The 16,286-nt window shown below is 69.7% G+C and carries 18 protein-coding genes; 11 read left to right on the top strand and 7 right to left on the bottom strand.

All coding sequences use genetic code 11. The features are described from left to right. Positions 1–24 precede the first annotated feature (24 nt). Positions 25–531, top strand: coding sequence for a gluconokinase (locus AB0I15_RS49665; RefSeq protein WP_358113293.1), 507 nt, complete (start codon positions 25–27; stop codon positions 529–531). Positions 532–878: 347 nt separating this feature from the next. On the opposite strand, the gene AB0I15_RS49660 is transcribed toward AB0I15_RS49665, so the two are convergent. Then, the gene (locus AB0I15_RS49660; RefSeq protein WP_358113291.1) at positions 879–1,655 is read right to left on the bottom strand and encodes a hypothetical protein; all 777 of its coding nucleotides are present in this window, start codon (positions 1,653–1,655) and stop codon (positions 879–881) included. 2 nt (positions 1,656–1,657) lie between these two features. Beyond that, positions 1,658–2,512 (bottom strand): enoyl-CoA hydratase/isomerase family protein, encoded by an 855-nt coding sequence (locus AB0I15_RS49655; protein ID WP_358113289.1) that lies wholly within the window; start codon positions 2,510–2,512, stop codon positions 1,658–1,660. Positions 2,513–2,603: 91 nt separating this feature from the next. Between AB0I15_RS49655 and AB0I15_RS49650 the strand changes: the two genes are divergently transcribed. Beyond that, positions 2,604–3,239 (top strand): TetR/AcrR family transcriptional regulator, encoded by a 636-nt coding sequence (locus AB0I15_RS49650; RefSeq protein WP_358113287.1) that lies wholly within the window; start codon positions 2,604–2,606, stop codon positions 3,237–3,239. On the opposite strand, the gene AB0I15_RS49645 is transcribed toward AB0I15_RS49650, so the two are convergent. Further along, entirely contained in the window at positions 3,230–4,246 is a 1,017-nt protein-coding gene (locus AB0I15_RS49645) for an AsnC family transcriptional regulator (protein WP_358113285.1), read from the bottom strand. The genes AB0I15_RS49650 and AB0I15_RS49645 overlap by 10 nt on opposite strands. Positions 4,247–4,396: 150 nt before the next feature. Between AB0I15_RS49645 and AB0I15_RS49640 the strand changes: the two genes are divergently transcribed. The 7 genes from AB0I15_RS49640 to AB0I15_RS49610 are packed head-to-tail and all read left to right on the top strand — an operon-like array spanning position 4,397 to position 10,300. Beyond that, a complete protein-coding gene (locus AB0I15_RS49640; RefSeq protein WP_358113283.1) occupies positions 4,397–5,623 on the top strand; it encodes an amidohydrolase family protein in 1,227 nt (408 codons plus the stop codon). Positions 5,624–5,663: 40 nt separating this feature from the next. After that, positions 5,664–7,133 (top strand): MFS transporter, encoded by a 1,470-nt coding sequence (locus AB0I15_RS49635; RefSeq protein ID WP_358113281.1) that lies wholly within the window; start codon positions 5,664–5,666, stop codon positions 7,131–7,133. Positions 7,134–7,143: 10 nt separating this feature from the next. Continuing rightward, positions 7,144–7,527 (top strand): RidA family protein, encoded by a 384-nt coding sequence (locus AB0I15_RS49630; protein WP_358113279.1) that lies wholly within the window; start codon positions 7,144–7,146, stop codon positions 7,525–7,527. Between the two features lie 16 nt (positions 7,528–7,543). Then, positions 7,544–8,077: a hypothetical protein gene (locus AB0I15_RS49625; RefSeq protein ID WP_358113277.1), complete on the top strand. Its 534-nt coding sequence runs from the start codon at positions 7,544–7,546 to the stop codon at positions 8,075–8,077. Continuing rightward, entirely contained in the window at positions 8,077–8,664 is a 588-nt protein-coding gene (locus tag AB0I15_RS49620) for a thiamine pyrophosphate-dependent enzyme (protein ID WP_358113275.1), read from the top strand. Before AB0I15_RS49625 ends, AB0I15_RS49620 begins: the two co-directional genes overlap by 1 nt. Beyond that, the gene (locus AB0I15_RS49615) at positions 8,661–10,040 is read left to right on the top strand and encodes an aldehyde dehydrogenase family protein (RefSeq protein WP_358113273.1); all 1,380 of its coding nucleotides are present in this window, start codon (positions 8,661–8,663) and stop codon (positions 10,038–10,040) included. Before AB0I15_RS49620 ends, AB0I15_RS49615 begins: the two co-directional genes overlap by 4 nt. Before the next feature lie 2 nt (positions 10,041–10,042). Then, positions 10,043–10,300 carry a hypothetical protein gene (locus AB0I15_RS49610; RefSeq protein WP_358113271.1) on the top strand — a complete coding sequence of 86 codons (258 nt, stop codon included), beginning with the start codon at positions 10,043–10,045 and terminating at the stop codon, positions 10,298–10,300. Between the two features lie 70 nt (positions 10,301–10,370). On the opposite strand, the gene AB0I15_RS49605 is transcribed toward AB0I15_RS49610, so the two are convergent. The 4 genes from AB0I15_RS49605 to AB0I15_RS49590 are packed head-to-tail and all read right to left on the bottom strand — an operon-like array spanning position 10,371 to position 14,614. Next, positions 10,371–11,660, bottom strand: a complete 1,290-nt coding sequence (locus tag AB0I15_RS49605) for an alpha-L-fucosidase (RefSeq protein ID WP_358113269.1) — start codon at positions 11,658–11,660, stop codon at positions 10,371–10,373. Further along, the gene (locus tag AB0I15_RS49600; RefSeq protein WP_358113267.1) at positions 11,657–12,496 is read right to left on the bottom strand and encodes a carbohydrate ABC transporter permease; all 840 of its coding nucleotides are present in this window, start codon (positions 12,494–12,496) and stop codon (positions 11,657–11,659) included. Before AB0I15_RS49600 ends, AB0I15_RS49605 begins: the two co-directional genes overlap by 4 nt. Further along, complete coding sequence (locus AB0I15_RS49595; RefSeq protein ID WP_358113265.1) at positions 12,489–13,385, bottom strand: sugar ABC transporter permease; 897 nt, start codon at positions 13,383–13,385, stop codon at positions 12,489–12,491. Before AB0I15_RS49595 ends, AB0I15_RS49600 begins: the two co-directional genes overlap by 8 nt. Before the next feature lie 8 nt (positions 13,386–13,393). Beyond that, entirely contained in the window at positions 13,394–14,614 is a 1,221-nt protein-coding gene (locus AB0I15_RS49590) for a sugar ABC transporter substrate-binding protein (RefSeq protein WP_358113263.1), read from the bottom strand. A gap of 148 nt (positions 14,615–14,762) precedes the next feature. Between AB0I15_RS49590 and AB0I15_RS49585 the strand changes: the two genes are divergently transcribed. Next, positions 14,763–15,941: an ROK family protein gene (locus AB0I15_RS49585; RefSeq protein WP_358113262.1), complete on the top strand. Its 1,179-nt coding sequence runs from the start codon at positions 14,763–14,765 to the stop codon at positions 15,939–15,941. Positions 15,942–15,955: 14 nt separating this feature from the next. Next, positions 15,956–16,225, top strand: a complete 270-nt coding sequence (locus AB0I15_RS49580) for a hypothetical protein (protein WP_358113260.1) — start codon at positions 15,956–15,958, stop codon at positions 16,223–16,225. Positions 16,226–16,286: the final 61 nt, after the last annotated feature.

Genomic DNA, 16,286 nt, shown 5'->3' with positions numbered 1-16,286 from the left:
CTGAACGTGACTGAGGAGGCGGCTTTGCGACCGCTGGTTGTCGTGATGGGCGTGTCCGGGTCGGGAAAGACCACCGTCGGCCGCTTGCTCGCCGAGCGGTCGCGGGTGGCCTTCGTCGACGGTGACGACCTCCATCCGCCCGCGAACGTGGCCAAGATGGCGTCGGGCGTCCCGCTCACCGACGACGACCGTTTCCCGTGGCTCGTATCCGTCGGACGCGCCCTGGCCGGCGCGCGTACCGAAGGGATGGTCGTCGCGTGCTCGGCGCTCAAACGGAAATACCGCGAGCTCATCCTGGCCGAGGCCCCGGACGCGTCGTTCGTCGAACTGCATGCCGAGCCCGCCCTCATCGTCGCTCGCATGGAGGCCCGCACCGAGCACTTCATGCCCGGCACCCTGTTCGACTCGCAACTGCGCACCCTCGAACCCCTGGCGGCCGACGAGCCGGGGTTCCGCGTGAACAACACCCATGAGCCGGAGAAACTGGTGCCCGAAATCCTGTCGCGACTGGAACAGCGGAACCGCCGCTGATCGAAGCGCCGGCCGGCGCCTCGTAATCGCATCACTGACAGGAGATGTCAGGAGGGATCGTCGGCGTTCGGCCATGAACACCAACGGCTTCGACTTCTTCGTGGGCACCTGGACCTCCAGCCGGCGCCGCCTGCGCGAGGTGCTGGCGGGCGCGGCGTCTTCACCGCGGACGAGCTCTACGACGGCAGGCAGATCACGGTGCGCCATCTGTGGTCGCACCTCACCGAGACCTCCTGCCGGTGGGAGCAGGCCTTCTCCACCGATCAGGGCGCGACCTGGGAGACGAACCGGATCGCGGACTTCTCGCGGACGAGTTAGCGGACGAGCTCGCCCGGGTGCGGCCGTGGTCACGGTTCGGACGGAACGCCGATCGCGTCGGCCCATGCGTGAATCAACGCGTCGTAGCCGGTGAAGTGTCCGCGCTGGAGCACGCCGGCCGGGTCGATGTGGCGTGACTCCGCGAGCCCGAACCGGCGCAGCAGATCGAGGACGAGGGGTCGCGCCGTCGTCGTGAGGCCGGACGACAGGCAGGGTGCCAGGTCGACGGTGCGGCGGGCGGGGGCGACCTGGGTGAGCCGGCGGACCCCTGCCGCCGGACCGTACACCTGGCCGGCGTGGTTCCACACCTCTGTGGGCGCGGCGCCGGCAGGGGTGATGATGGTGGTCTCGACGACGGCTTCGCCCAGGGCCGCGGTGTGCTCGGCGAACGCCGCGATGAGGCGCACCATCGCGATGGTGATCCACGCGACGGCCCCTTCGCCGACCGCCCAGACCTGCCGGCCGTCCGAGGGGCTGTCACGAAGGGCGCCCACCGCGAGCGCGCCGAGCGCGGAGCCGTCCGCGTGGAGCTCGCAGTAATACGTGCCGGCCGGACGTGGCGACGGAACGAAGATCAGCCTGCCCGCGCCCGTCTCCGGCGGCTCGGATCCGATGGCGACCGGTGCCGGCCAGTCGGCGACCTGCCGCCTGACCCATCGCCGCAGCTCGTCGGCTCTCGCCCCACCGAATCCGACCGGCGCCGGGCGGACCGGCACCGCGCCCACGACGAGCCACGGCGACCCGGCGCCGAGCCGCGCGGTCGCGTTCGTGACGAGCCGTTCGAGACGCTCATGACGTTCGGTCACCGTCAGAACAGCTTGCGCGCCTCGGAGTCGGCGAGCAGCTCCGGGTCGGGCACCAGAGACTTGCTGGCGACGTTGGCGAGCATCTGGTGCGCCATGTGGAAGCCGAAGTCCTCGGTCACGGCCTTCTTCCAGTGCCGCGACAGGATGTTGTGGGCCGCCCATCGCGTGTAGCGCGGCCGCTTCATGATGAACCGGGCGAGCTCCCACGCGCGGTCGAGGAGCTGCTCGCGGGGGAGTACGTCGCTGATGATCCCCCATTCGAGAGCCTTGCCGGCCGGGATCGACTTGGCCGCGTAGATGTAGTACGCGGCGCGCTTGGGCCCCATCAGCGCCTCGAGCGCCATGCCCTGGCCGTCGCCGGGAGGCGAGCCCAGCCAGAAGTGCGGGTCCATGAAGTCGGCGTCCGGCGCGGCGAACGTGACGTCGCTCATCATCGCGAACTCGGTGTGCACGCCCGGCCCGTTGACGGCCGCGATCGTCGGGATGTCGATGTTGTTGACGAAGCTCTCGATGAGCTTCCAGCCGTCCGACATCCGCTGGTAGATGTGGTCCGGATCCAGGTCGGAGGCGGGCTTGGGGTTGAGCCCCTTCGGGTTGCCCGTCATCCACCTGTCGCCGGTGCCCGTGATGATCAGGACGTGGTTGTCGGGATCGTTGCCGATCTCCTGCCACACGCGCGTCCACACGTTGTGCGCGGCGGGGGTGTGGGCGTACGGCCCGTCGTCCGTGTGCAGGCGGACTTCGATGATGCCGTCCTCGCGCCTCATCCGGAAGAAGTCCGCGTACCTGGCCGAATACTCCTCGAACGCGGGCGGGGCGAGGTAACCCTCCCAGTGATCAGCCGGATTGAATGCCATGTGAATACCTCCAGGTGGTGGGGCTGTCGCCGCTCGGTCCCAAAAAGTACACCAGTCGGTGTGGATTTAGAACCTAGCGTACGCTGAGATCATGTCGAGGGCTATTGCGGCGGTTCAGACTCCCGGACGCCGTCGACGGTCGGAGGGCAAGAAGGCCGCGATCCTGGACGCGGCGGAGGCGCTGTTCATCGCCGAGGGCTACGACCGCGCGAGCGTCGACGCCATCGCGGCGCGGGCACAGGTCTCGAAGCGCACCGTCTACGACCACTTCGGGGAGAAAGGGACGATCTTCCTGCGGGTGCTCGAGCGCGTGAACGACGCGCTGGTGAGCGCCGTGCACGCCGCGATCGCGGAGGAGCTGACGCCGGGCCGTGACCTGCGCGAGGCGTTGACCGCGTTCGGCCGCCGCGTCGTCACACAGACCTTTCCGTCATCCGACTACGTGACCTTCCGGCGGCTGACCTCGCAGCGATGGTCGATACCGCGGTTGCCGGCGGGCTCGCGCGACCGCCCCGAGCGGATGCTCGAGGAGCGCTTCGCGGTGCTGGCGGCCCACGGCGAGATCCGGGCCGCGGATCCCGGCCTCGCGGCGCGGCACTTCACGGCGCTGACGATCGGCCTGGCCCTGGAGATGCTGGAGGCCGGGCGAGAGGACGGGGCGGGGGAGCCGGAGATCCTGGCGGTCATCGCCGACGGAGTCGACGCGTTCCTGCGCGCCTACCGCTGACCGTCCTGCTCGGAGATGAGCGGCACGGAGCGGACGGATCTCCCCTCGGCGTCCAGGATGCGGCCCAGCAGCTTGGTCATGCTCAGCACCAGCGAGCGGTCCTGAATACGCAGCGCCGGCACTTCCTGGCCCATCCGCCATTCGAGGTCGTGCACCTCGGCGGTCGATCGCAGCGACGCGTCGACGATCACATTGAACGGCCCCGCGACGAACGTGGAGGCGCGCACCCCCGGCAGTGAGCGGATGCGCTCCTCCGCGGCTCTCAGGTCCTGGACGTCCAGGGAGCCGAAGTACACCGCGGAGACCGACCGGCCGGACAGGTGGCGGGAGATGTCGCAGCGGAAGGTGATGAGCCCCGCCTTCTGCATGCGCGACAGCCGGCGACGCACGGGCACCGGGCCGACGCCCACGTGCTCGGCGAGCCGTTCGAACGACATCCGCCCGTCGGTGTGCAGCGCACGCAGGATGCGGGTGTCGACGTCCTCGAGGACGCCGGCGTCGTCGGCCCGGAGCCCGGCGTGGGAGCCGAGCAGGCGCCGCTGCTCGGGGTTGAGCGCGCCCTCCCGCCAGCGGCTGGCCTCAAGGGTCGACCGGGTGACCACATGGCTGCGGATCTTCGCGATGCCAGGGACGCGTCCCACGAGGTTGAGGAGATAGTCCGACAGCGAGTCGAGGTCGGGCGCCTGCGCCAGGACGAGCACGTCTCGAGCGCCGCTGGTCACCTTGACGGTGGCCGCCTGCGTGTCCTCGGCGAGGACACGGGCGACTTCGGTCAGCCGTCCCGGCGCGCAGTCGACCTCCACCAGCGCGCACGCCGGAGTCGCGCTCCCCGAAGGGTGGGCGGCGACCCAGGCCGCGCCCTCGGACTCCATGCGCGCCCAGCGTCGGCTCACCGTCGCCGGGTCGACCCCGAGGACCTTCGCGAGGCTCCGCCAACTCGCGCGCGGCGCCGATCGGACGGCGTCGACGATGGCGACGTCGAGTTCGTCGAAGGACGCGGTGAGCACCCTCGGTGGTCCTTTCATGCAGAAGCCGGGCATGCCACGGAGATTTCATGCATCTCAGCGGTCGATTCAAACGATGAGCCTACCGTCTCGAAGGTCACTGGAGAGCGAACGAGGATAGGCCGACGAGTGGGATCGAACGACGGAGCCCCGTTGCGAATACAGAATGTGCGGCTCATCGACGGTGCCGGCACGGACGTCGTGGACGACGCCGTGCTGGAGTCGGACGCGGGCGGCCGGATCACCTATGCGGGTCCGGCGGCGCTGGCGCCCGAGGCACGCGTGCCCGTCAGGACGATCGACGGGCGGGGCGGAACGCTTCTGCCCGGACTGTTCGACTGCCACACCCACCTCGGTGTCGCGTCCGACCGGTCGCTCGTGGAAGCCGCCCTCCTGACGGACCCCGTCGTGGGCGTCCTTCAGACGACCGAACGCCTGAAACGTACGCTCGAGTCCGGGATCACCTCCGCGCGAGACCTGGGCGGGCTTCCCGCCGGATTCCGCGACGCCGTCGCCGCCGGACTTGTCGAGGGCCCCCGGCTGCAGACCTCGGTCGGCGTGATCAGCCACACCGGCGGGCACGCCGACGGCACCCTGCCCGGCGGCAGGAGCCTCGACCTCGACTACTGCGAACTCGCCGACGACGTGGCGGGCGTGCGGAAGGCCGCGCGGCGGATGCTGCGTGCCGGCGCCGACCTCGTCAAGATCTGCACGAGCGGCGGGATCAGCAGCGCGCACGACGACCCCGACGACCAGGATTTGCTCGACGAGGAGATCGCGGCCGTCGTGGACGAGGCGCGTCGCCACCGCGGCCGCCCGGTCGCCGCGCACGCGCAGGGGCGGGCCGGTGTCCTCGCCGCGATCCGCGGCGGCGTCCGCTCGGTCGAGCACGGCTTCGGCATCGACGACGAGGGCTGCGACCTCATCGGCGAGCGGGGAGCCTACCTCGTGCCGACCCTGTCGGCCGTCTTCCAGCCGCTCGACCCGCGGAAGACCACGACATGGCGCTACAAGAAGAAGCTGCGCTGGAACGAGCGGGCCAAGGAGAACATCGCCGAGGCCATCGCGCGGAAAGTGAACATCGCGGTGGGCACGGACGCCGGCATCACGCCGCACGGGAGCAACCTCTTCGAGCTGTCGTGCCTGGTGGAACTGGGGATGCCGCCGATGGACGCCATCCGCGCGGCCACCTCCACCAGCGCACGGCTGCTCGGGGTGGAGGACACCCTCGGGACGCTGCGGCCCGGGTACCTGGCGGACCTCGTCCTCTGCGCGGGAGATCCCCTGCGCGACATCGGCGTGCTGTCGGAGCCCGAGAACATCGTCCTGGTCGCCCAGCAGGGCGTCCTCCGCAAGATCACGCTTCCCGGCCCGTCGTGAGCAGCCGGACGGCTGCGTTCGCGGCAGAAAGGAGACGCTCATGCCGGACATGAGCCCCAGTTCCACGGCAGAAGAGCCGGCACCTGCTCTGCAGACCGGCTGGACCGGCCGGGTCGTCGGCTACGTCGCCGTCCTCGTCCTGGTGAACGTCATGGTCGACACCGTGCTCGCCGCGCCGACCTTCGTCCTGCCGCAGTTGCGCGACGCCTTCGACACCACTCAGTTCGCCTGGCTCGACTCCAGCGCGATGTTGGCGGGTGCGATGTGGGCGCCGCTGCTCGGCAAGACCGCCGACATCTACGGCAAGCGCAAGGTGCTCGTCATCACCCTGGTCGTCGCCGGCCTCGGCGGGATCGTGTGCCTGGTCGCGCCGCACATCGGCGTCTTCGTCCTCGGGCGGGCTCTCCAGGGCGCCGCGGTCGCGGCGCTGTTCCTCACCGTCGCGATCATCCGGGACGTCTGCGCGCCCACGTTCGCCATGATCGTCACCGGCGTCGTGACCTCGGGCTCCGCCGTCTTCGGGATCGCGTCCCCCTTCATCCTGGAGGCCGCGACGGAGGTCTTCGGGTGGCGGTTCGTCTTCGTGGTCTCCGCGACGTTCGCGATCGCGGCCGCGCTGTTCGTGCGCATCGTGATCCCGAACTCCCGGATCAGGACGCCGGGCAGGGTCGATGTCACGGGGGCGCTGCTGCTCGGCAGCGGACTCGCGGGCGTGCTCGCCTACATCAGCCTCGGGCAGGAGTTCGGCTGGCTGGGGATCGTTCCGCTCGCCGTCCTCGTCGTGGGCGTCGTGGCGCTGCTCGTCTGGTACTTCGTCCTGAGCCGCATCCCGGAGCCCGTGATCGACATCCGCGGCATCCCCCTGGTCCTCGGGCTCGGTCTCCTCGTGGTCGTCATGGGAACGGGCGCCTACCGGAGCCTGCTCGCGCTGTTCAGCCTGCTGATCGACGTCTCTCCCGACGACGGCCTCGGCTACGGGATCGCGGGACCGGCCGCGCTCGGCCTGATGTTCGGCATCCCGTCGATCGGGATCATGCTCGGCGGCATCCTGGCGGGCGCGATCGCCACCCGCGTGGGCCCCGCCTGGCCCCTCGCCGCAGGTGTGACGCTGGGCACGATCGCCTCCATCGTGATGTTCCTCATCGGCGCGGGAAGCCTGCCGATCGCCGTGATCTGCTCCTTCATGCTGAGCCTCACGGCGGGCTCGCTGGTCACCTCGGGGTTCAACCTGGCCTCCGTCCTCGCGCCTCCCGAGCGGCAGGGCACCGTCTCCAGCATGGTCATGGTCATGGTCGCGGTCGGCTCGGTGACGATGAGCTTCATCGGATCGGCGATCCTCGGGGCGACGGACGTCGTCGTCGGCGGAGAGACGGTGAACTCGTCGCTCGGCGTGCACGCCTACATCGCCGTCGCGGCCTGCGGGTTCATCCTCGCCGCCATCCCCATGACCTTCCTGGTGCGCAGGATGCGCGGCAACGTCGTCACGGGTGTCCCCGTGAGCCACATCTAGGAGGACGAAGATGACGAACCGCGCACCGGGCAGTCCCTCACAGGCGCGGCATCCGTACAGTGCCGTGCGCGAGACCGCGGCCGGGCTCGTCTACATCTCGGGGCAACTGGGCATCGCCGGCGGCGAGGTCGTGGCGGGCGGCGTCGCCGGCGAGACGCGCCAGGCCCTGGCGAACCTGCGCGGCAAGCTGGCGTCGGCGGGTCTGGAGTTCCGTCACGTCGTGAAGATCACGGTCTACCTGGTGTCGATGGACGACCGCAACACCATGGACGCGATCTACCAGGAGACCCTTCCCGAGCCGCTGCCGGCCCGCACCTGCATCGCCGTGGCGGAGCTGCCCTACCGCGCCCGGATCGAGCTCGACGCCATCGCCGCGCTCACCCTTCCATCCTGAGAGGAATCACAACCACATGGCATATGCGGAAGCCGTCGCCGAGGGCATCTGGGCGGCCGGCGTCGCGCGGGTCGGGTACATCCCCTCCGTGACCGTGGCGCCGGTCATCAACGCGCTGGTCGCGTCGGACGGCGGGGCGAACGGCGTCTCGCCGCGCGTCACGCCGCTCTCGCGGGAGGAGGAGGCGATCGGCGTGATGGGAGCGGTGGCGTTCACCGGCAGGCTCGGCGCCGTGGTCATGCAGGACAACGGCTTCGGCAACGCGCTCACGGCACTCACGACGTTCACGCTGTCGTACCACCTGCCGTTGCTCGTCTTCGCGAACACGCGCGGCGGTCTCGGCGAGTACAACTCGATGATCCACTCCATCAGCCAGCCCGTGCCGGCCCTCCTGCGCGCGGTCGGGCTCCCCGTCGTCGAACTGGATCGCAGGAGCGGCGCCGAGGACTGGCGCGACACCGTTCAGGAGGCCGGGGTGCAGGCGGTCATGACGTATCGGCCCGTGGTCGTCCTCGGGTCTTTCTGGAACACCGACGGAAAGGTCGCCTGATGAGGCGGATCGAGGCACTCGGCGTGCTCGCGGACCTGACGAGCCGGCATCCCGTCGTCGCGACCTGCGCGGCGACGAGCCGGGAGCTGGCGTCGGTGAAGGACGGCGACAACCACCTCTACCTCCTCGACGCGATGGGCCTCGTGGGATCGGTGGCGACCGGATTGGCGCTCAGCGTGAACCCGTCCGCGCCGAAGGTCGTCGGCATCGAGGGGGACGGCTCACTGCTCATGAACCCGAACGTCCTGCCGACGGGCGGCTACCTCGCGCCGGGCAACCTGATCCTCGTCCTGCTCGACAACGGGGTGTACGGGTCGACCGGGGCGCTGCCGACCTACTCGTCGAAGGTCGACCTCCAGCGGCTGGCGGCCGCCGCGGGCTGGACCACGCGCTCGGCGGAGACCACCGAGGGGCTGCGGGCCGCCTTCGGGGAGCTGCTCACGGTGCGGGAACCGGCGTTCCTGTACGCCCGCATCGAGGAGGGCAACGCCCCGGGCACCGAGAAGCTGCTGATCGACCCGGTCTCGATCACGGGTCGATTCACCCGCTGGCTCCGGGAGGCGCATGCCGCGGAGGTCGCGGCGTGAGGCGCGCGGACGGCGGCATCGTCACGATCAACCCCGCGTCGGGCGACGAGCTGGGCTTCTACCCGTACACGACGCCCCGGGACATCGATCGGGCGCTCGAGGCCGCCGCGGGCTCGCACTGGGGGCGCTCACGTACGGAGGATCGCGTCGCGGCGATCGGCCGGCTCGGCGACATCCTGGAGGAGCGCCGAGAGCCGCTCGCGGCGCTCATCACGCTCGAAATGGGCAAGCCGATCAGGCAGGCGCGAGCCGAGATCGACAAGTGCGTCACCGCCTGCCGCTACTACGCCGAGGAGCTTCCCCGGATCCTGCGGCCGGAGACCTTCGACGTCGACGGCGACACCGCGATCGTCCGAGTCGTGCCGATCGGCGTCGTCCTCGCGATCCTCCCGTGGAACTACCCCTGGTGGCAGGTGATCCGGGCGATGCTCCCCGCGATCGCGGCCGGCGACACCGTCGTCCTCAAGCACGCGGAGAGCGTCCCCGCGAACGCCATCGCGATCCAGGACGTGTTCCTGGACGCGTTCGGCGCGGGCGTCCTGCAGAGCATCGTCGTCGACGGGGCGACGGCGTCGGACCTCATCGGGGACGGCCGGATCGCCGCCGTCACCTTCACCGGCAGCGACCGCGTGGGCGCGCTCGTCGCCGCCCGCGCCGGCGCCGAGCTCAAGAAGTGCGTGCTGGAACTCGGCGGATCCGACCCGTTCATCGTCCTCGCCGACGCCGACATCCCCGCCGCGGCCGCCGCCGCGGTGCGATCTCGTTTCCTCAACAACGGGCAGAGCTGCATCGCCGCGAAACGGATTCTCGTCCACCGCGACGCGCGTGACGCGTTCGTGGACGCACTGGTGCCGCGGGTCCGCGCGTTGCGGGTCGGCGACCCGGCGGACGAGAGCATCGACGTCGGACCGCTCGCGCGTCATGACCTGCGCGACTCGCTGCGCGAGCAGCGCGCCCAGGCCCTGGCCGCCGGAGGCCGGGTGATCGCGCGGGCCGAGGCGCCGGAGTCCGCCCGGGGGGCGTGGTTCGCGCCGTCGATCGTCGAAGTGGACGGGCGCGACTCGGTCATCCTCTCCGATGAGACGTTCGGGCCGCTCGGCGCGCTCACGACCGGCGCGGACGACGACGAGCTCATCGCCCTCGCGAACTCCTCGCGCTACGGGCTGAGCAGCAGCCTGTGGAGCGCGGACAGCGAGCACGCCGCGTCCGTGAGCGCCGGGATCCAGGCCGGAGCCGTTTTCGTCAACACGATCTCCGCGACCGACCCACGCCTTCCCACCGGCGGCATCAAGGCCAGCGGCTACGGGCGCGAACTCGGCAGGTGGGGGGTCCACGAACTGGCCAACCTCCAGGCGCTGCGCATTCACACGCCGTGAGGATGCCCCCCATCGGTCCGGGCGAGCTCTCCGACGAGCAGCGCCCGCTCGACGAACACGTCCGGCAGATCATGAGCGGACTGCGGACGCCGTTCACCGTGACGGACGAGAGGGGTGCGCTGATCGGCCCGTGTGCGGGAGGTCGCCATTCCTTCGGAGAGTCCGGCACGGCGGAACCCGTCTTCCTGATCGCCCAGTACGCCGGCGTCTCGGTGGTGCTCAACGCCTACGACGTCCCGTTGCCGCCGGACGCCGGGTGACACGCCGGGCCAGGATCGCATGACGAGACCCCGGCCCACGGCGGGCGCCGCGAACCGGGGCCGGTGGGCGCTAGTCGGTGAGGAACAGCTCGATGACCGGTACGGCGACGTCGGGTCGTTGCACCGGCAGGTCGACGGTCAGGGCGTCCGGGGCCTGGGCGCCGATCGTCGTGTTCCTGGCCGTCTGGGCGGGGTCGATGACACGCGTACGGATCTCCGACGCGTCGTGCAGGAACTGGGCGTACTTCACGCGCCCGGCCAGCCCCGGCAGGTGCAGGTGACGGAACGGCCAGGCGAACAGGTGCAGATAGAGCCGATCACCCCGCTGGGTGTAGCGGCAGTCGGGAGGCGCGGTGAAGCCGCTCGGGCCGCAGCCGTAGATGGAGCGGGAGTTCGGCCGCATCCAGTCGCCGATGTCGGCCAGGGTCCGGCGGGCACGCGGGTCGATCTGGCCGCGTCCGTCGGGGCCCACGTTGAGCAGCAGATTGCCGCCCTTGGCGACGCTGTCGATCAGCATGCGTACGAGCAGGTCAGGGGACTTGTAGTCGAGGTTGTCCCGGTCGTATCCCCAACTGCCGTTGAGGGTCTGGCAGGCCTCCCAGGGCACCTCCTGGCCGTCGACGGTCATCGGCCCGGCGGGCTGGTACTGCTCGGGGGTGACGAAGTCGCCGGGAATGTCGAGCCGGTCGTTGACGATGATCCCCGGCTGGAGCTCGCGCACCATCTCCAGCAACTCGGGTGAGCGCCAGTCGTCGGAGCCCTTGCCGCCCCAGTAGCCCGGCCTGCCCCGGTAGGAGAAGTCGAAGAACAGGTAGTCGATCCGGCCGTACTCGGTGAGCAGTTCGCGCACCTGGGCGTGCAGGTAGTCGGCGTACTTGGAGACGTCGCGGCCCTCGGCGGCGGCCTTGAACGCCTCGTCCTCGCGCTGCGGGTGCAGGGAGTCGACGGGGAACTCGGGGTGGTGCCAGTCGATCAGCGAGTGGTAGAAGCCGACCTTCAGCCCTTCCGCGCGTACGGCCTCCACGTACGGCGCGATCAGGTCCTTGCCCCAGGGCGTGCGGGTCGCCTTGTAGTCGGTTTGCGCCGAGTCCCACAGGCAGAAGCCGTCGTGGTGCTTGGTGGTGAGGACGACGTAGCGCATACCGGCGTCCTTGGCCAGCCGCGCCCACTCCGCCGGGTCGTACAGGTCGGGGTCGAAGTGGTCGAAATAGCGCTGGTAGTCCTCATCGGTCAACTGCTCGCGGTTCTTCACCCACTCGTGGCGTGCGGCCAGAGCGTACAGACCCCAGTGCACGAACATGCCGAACCGGGACTCGGAGAACCAGGCGTGGTCCACGACATTCCTTTCAAGAGTTTTCACCGGCCGCCGAGACCGCTGGTCGCGATCCCGCGGATGAGATGTTTCTGCAGAATGATGAGCAGCGCCGTGGTGGGCGCCATGGAGATCACCGAGGCGGCCATGACGAGGTTCCACTGGCTGCCCTGCTGGCCGAAGAAGAGCTGCAGGCCCAGCGGGACGGTGCCGAACTCGTCCACCGAGTTGATGATGATCAACGGCCACAGGAAGCTGTTCCAGTAGCCGATGAACGTGAAGACCGCCAGCACCGCGAGCGCCGGCCTGATCAGCGGCATCATGATGGAGGTGAAGATGCGCACCGGTCCCGCGCCGTCGATGCGGGCGCTCTCGGAGATCTCCTCGGGAATGGTCAGGAAGAACTGGCGCAGCATGAACGTCCCGAACGCGGTGAACGCCCAGGGGAAGATCAGGGCCTGGAAGGAGTCCACCCAGCCGAACCAGCGCATCAGCATGAACATCGGCACGACCAGCACTTCCTGGGGGATCATCAGCGTGGCCAGGAAGACCAGGAAGACGCCGTCGCGACCGCGCCAGCGCAGCCGCGAGAAGGCGTACGCCGACATGGCCGACGCCACCAGCACCACGACGGTGCCGCAGATGGCGACGGCGAGCCCGTTGAGCACGAACCGCCCGAACGGCAGGTACGCCAGCGCCTCGCTGTAGTTCTCCCACCGGAACACCGATCCGAACAGGCTGGGCGGCGACCCGAACACCTCGTCGGCGCGCTTGAACGACGTGGCCAGCATGTAGACCAGCGGCGACAGGAACGCGGCGGCCACCAGGTAGAGCGCGACGTGCGAGACGACCAGCTTGACGCGGCGGACGGCGTGATCAGACATCGTAGTTCACCCACCTGCGCTGGCCGGCGAACTGCACCGCGGTCACGCCCAGGATCAGCACGAACACGATCCAGGCCCCGGCGGACGCGAGCCCGAACTGATAGATCGAGAACCCCTTGTCGTAGACGAACATCATGAGCGTCTGGGTGTCCATGCCCGGCCCTCCGCCGGTCATCAGGAACGGCTGGGTGAAGACCTGGAACGACGTGATGAGCGTCATGGTCGTGGCGAAGAACAGCGCCGGCGAGATCATCGGCAGCATGATGCGGAAGAACTGCCGCCACGGTCCGGCCCCGTCGATCTGCGCCGCCTCCAGGAGGTGGCGCGGGATGGCGTCCAGCGCGGCCGAGAAGACCAGCATGTTGTAGCCGAACCCCTGCCACACGCTCATCGCGACGACGGCGAACATGGCCCAGCCCTGCTCGCCGAGGAAGTTCGGCGCGTGTACGCCGGTGGCGGCGTACAGCGTGCCGTCGATGAGCCCGTCCGGCTGGTAGATCATCCGCCAGACGATCGCGTTGGCCACCATCGGCGTGACCACGGGCAGGAAGAACACCACCCGCAGCGCCTTGCGGCCCTTGATGCGCGGTGAGATCCACACCGCCAACCCCACCGACACGATGAGGTTGAGCGGCAGGTAGAGCACCACGAACAGCAGCGTGTTGAGCAGCGCCCGCACGAACACGGGGTCGGTGAACAGCGTCGCGAAGTTCTCCAGCCCGGTGAAGGTGCGCTCACCCACCGCGGGCCACTGGAAGAACGCCATCACCAGGGACAGCACGATCGGGAAGACGGTGAACAGCGTCAACCCGATCAGGCTGGGCCCGGCGAACAGGGCCGCGGCCCGCCCATCACGGCGCAGGCGCCGGGGTTTGGCATCGTCGTGCACGTCGCTCCCTACGCCGGTGCCTGCTGCTGCACCTGGCTGAGTACGTCCGCCGCCGTGGCCTGCCCGTTGAAGGCCTGGATCCCGTACCGGGCCAGCAGCTTCTCCACCGGGTCCCAGTTGCTGGTCGCCTGGAACGGCTTCGCGGAGGCGTTGGCGGCGTCGATGACGGGCTTGGCGCCCTCGAAGGCGTTCTCGTACCACGTGTTCTGGACGGACTTGCGGGCCGGATAGGCGCGCCCGACCGAGCCGAGCTGCCCGAGGATCTCAGCGCTGGTCATCGTGCTGATCGCCTTGAACGCCTCGTCCGGGTACGGGCACGATTGGGAGATGCCGAAGCCGGACCCGGCCGAGTAGCTCTTGGTCCCGTTCGGACCGGCGGGGATGGTGGCCAGCCCCACGTCGAACTTGGCCTGTGCCTTGAGCTCCAGGACGGACCAGGGGCCGTTCACCGACATCGCCACGCTGCCGCTGAGGAACTGGGTCTCGGCCCAGTTGTTGTTCACGCCGGGCACCTTGGGCGCGACCCCCTGCTTGGCGGCCAGGTCGGCGTACCACTGGAAGCCGGTCTTCATCGGCTCGGTGGTGAGGGTGAGCTTGCCGGAGGCGTCCATCGGCTCCGCGCCGGTCTTGGACATGATCATCGAGAACATCCCCAGGGCCGAGGGGTAGGCCACGAAGCCGTACTTGCCGCCGGTGGTCAGCTTCTTGGCCGCCGCCTCGAAGTCCGCCACGCTCCAGCCGACCTTCGGCGCGGCCACGCCGGCCGTTTTGAACATGTCCTTGTTGTAGGTGATGATCAGCGAGCCGAGGTCGTACGGCAGCGCGTACTGTTTGCCGCCCGAGGCCAGCCCGGCCATGATCGAGGAGTCGAAGTCGGCGACGTCCAGGTTGTTCTTCTTGATCAGGTCGTCCAGGGGACGCATGCCGCTGACGTAGCCGCCCGTACGCAGGCTCTGCATCGAGACGATGCACGCCGCGCTGCCACCGGCCAGGCGGGTGCCGAGCTTGGTGAAGTAGTCGTTGAACGGTGACGTCTCGAGTGTGATCTTGATGTTCGGATATTTCTGGGTGACCTGGTCGGCCACCTTCTGCCAGGCGTTTCGGTCTTCGGTTCCGGACGCCCACATCGACCAGGTGAGGGTCACCGCGCCGTCGCTCGCCTTGGCGCCACCTGCCGATTCCTGGCCGTCGCCCCCGCAGCCGGCCGCTAATCCTCCCGCGATGACCACCGCTGTCGCGATCGCCAGTGATCTCCGACCGCCATGCATTCGCCTGCCCATCGCAGCTCCAGTCAATAAGCTCGGGGCCGAGTTAATTGTTCCGAAATTAAGGCGTCGCAATCCGTAATGTCAATGAGATCCTGATAGGAAATATCCGATGACTGATCGCCGGACGGCCGGTCGGGGCGATCTGACCCGGGTCGAGATCCTGGCGCTTCTCGGCACCGCCGGCGCCCTGGACCGCCGTCAGATCGCGACTCGGCTCAAGCTCGGCGACGCGACCGTGCACGAACACACGCGACGCCTGCTGGACAGCGGTTACCTGCGGGTTCTCGCTCCGCGTGCCGGGGCCGTCGGCCGGCCGCGGATCCCGCTGCAGGTCGTGCCGGAGGCCGCCGCGACCGTCGGCGTACGGGTGGCCACCGACCACCTCGTCACCGTCGTGGCAGGGCTGGACGGCCGCACGCTCACATCCGATGTCTCGCCCTTCGACTGTCACGCAAACCCGATCCCTCAGATACTCAGCGTCATCGGCCGGCGGCTCGCCGACCCCGCCGTGGGCCCCAGGCTCAAGGCAGCGGGCGTGGCCGTGCCGGCCTCCGTCGATGCGGGTTACATCCGGTTCTGTCCCCGCTTCGGGTGGAGCAACCTTCCCCTCGGCGAACGGCTGCGCGCCGAGCTGCCGATCCCGGTGTTCGTCGACAACGACCTCACGGCCAGCACCACCGCCGAACTCCTGTACCGGACGGGACGTGAGCACGACGACTTCCTGGTGCTCGGCATCGGCGACGGGGTGGGGGTCGGGGCGGTCCTGCGGCGGCGGGTGCACCGCGGACCGAGCGGGCTGTCCGGCCAGTTCGGCCACACGCCGGTCGCCGCCACCGGGCCGCGCTGCGCCTGTGGCGCCCGGGGCTGCCTGGAGACGTTCACCAGCGACGACGGGATCCTGCGCGCCGCCCGCCGCGAGGGTCTCGCCGGGGCGTCCACCACCATCGAGGAGCTCCGCTCACGGTGGGTCTCCGGTGAGCGGTCGCTGGCCGGGGTGCTCGCCGAGGTCGGCGCCGTACTCGGGCGGGCCGTCGCCGGCGTCGTCAACCTGCTCGGCACGGCCACCATCGCGGTCATCGGCGAGAACCACGTTCTGTGGCCGGGCCTGGAGCCCGGGTTCTCCGCCGTGATGCGGACCAGCCAGGTCACCGCGGCCTACCGCGTCCACGTGATCGTCCGTCCTTGGAGCGACGCCCAGCATGCGCTCGGCGCCGCCGGCCTGGCGCTCGCCGCCCCGGAAACGCTCCGCATCGAACCACCCGGCCCGTCGGGCAAGTACCGATCATGAGGGAGGATGGCGCGATGGGACCCACTTATGTCCTGGCCGGCCATCGGGTCGCCACCCGCGTGGACGAACTGGTCGGCTTCGACAGCGGGGGCTGGCACACCTGGGCCTGCATGGGAGGGCTCGCCGCCGGCGTCCATCAGGCCACCGGCGTCCGGCCGGGAGCGTGGGGGCTGATCCAGGACGAGCAGGACGCGCGCCGGGCCGCTCAATGGCTCACCGACTCGGGTCTCGGCGACCCCAAGGTGTTCCTCTGGGCGGCCGCGCTGCTCACGGGCGTCGCGTGAGCGAGCCTTCAACGCGAAGAGCTCGCCGGCCCGTGGTTGACAGCCGGCGGGGGCCGGTCCA

It is taken from the genome of Nonomuraea sp. NPDC050643 (assembly GCF_040654715.1).
In the GTDB taxonomy this organism is placed as follows: Bacteria; Actinomycetota; Actinomycetes; order Streptosporangiales; family Streptosporangiaceae; genus Nonomuraea.
This window is presented reverse-complemented; position numbering and strand designations above follow the sequence as displayed.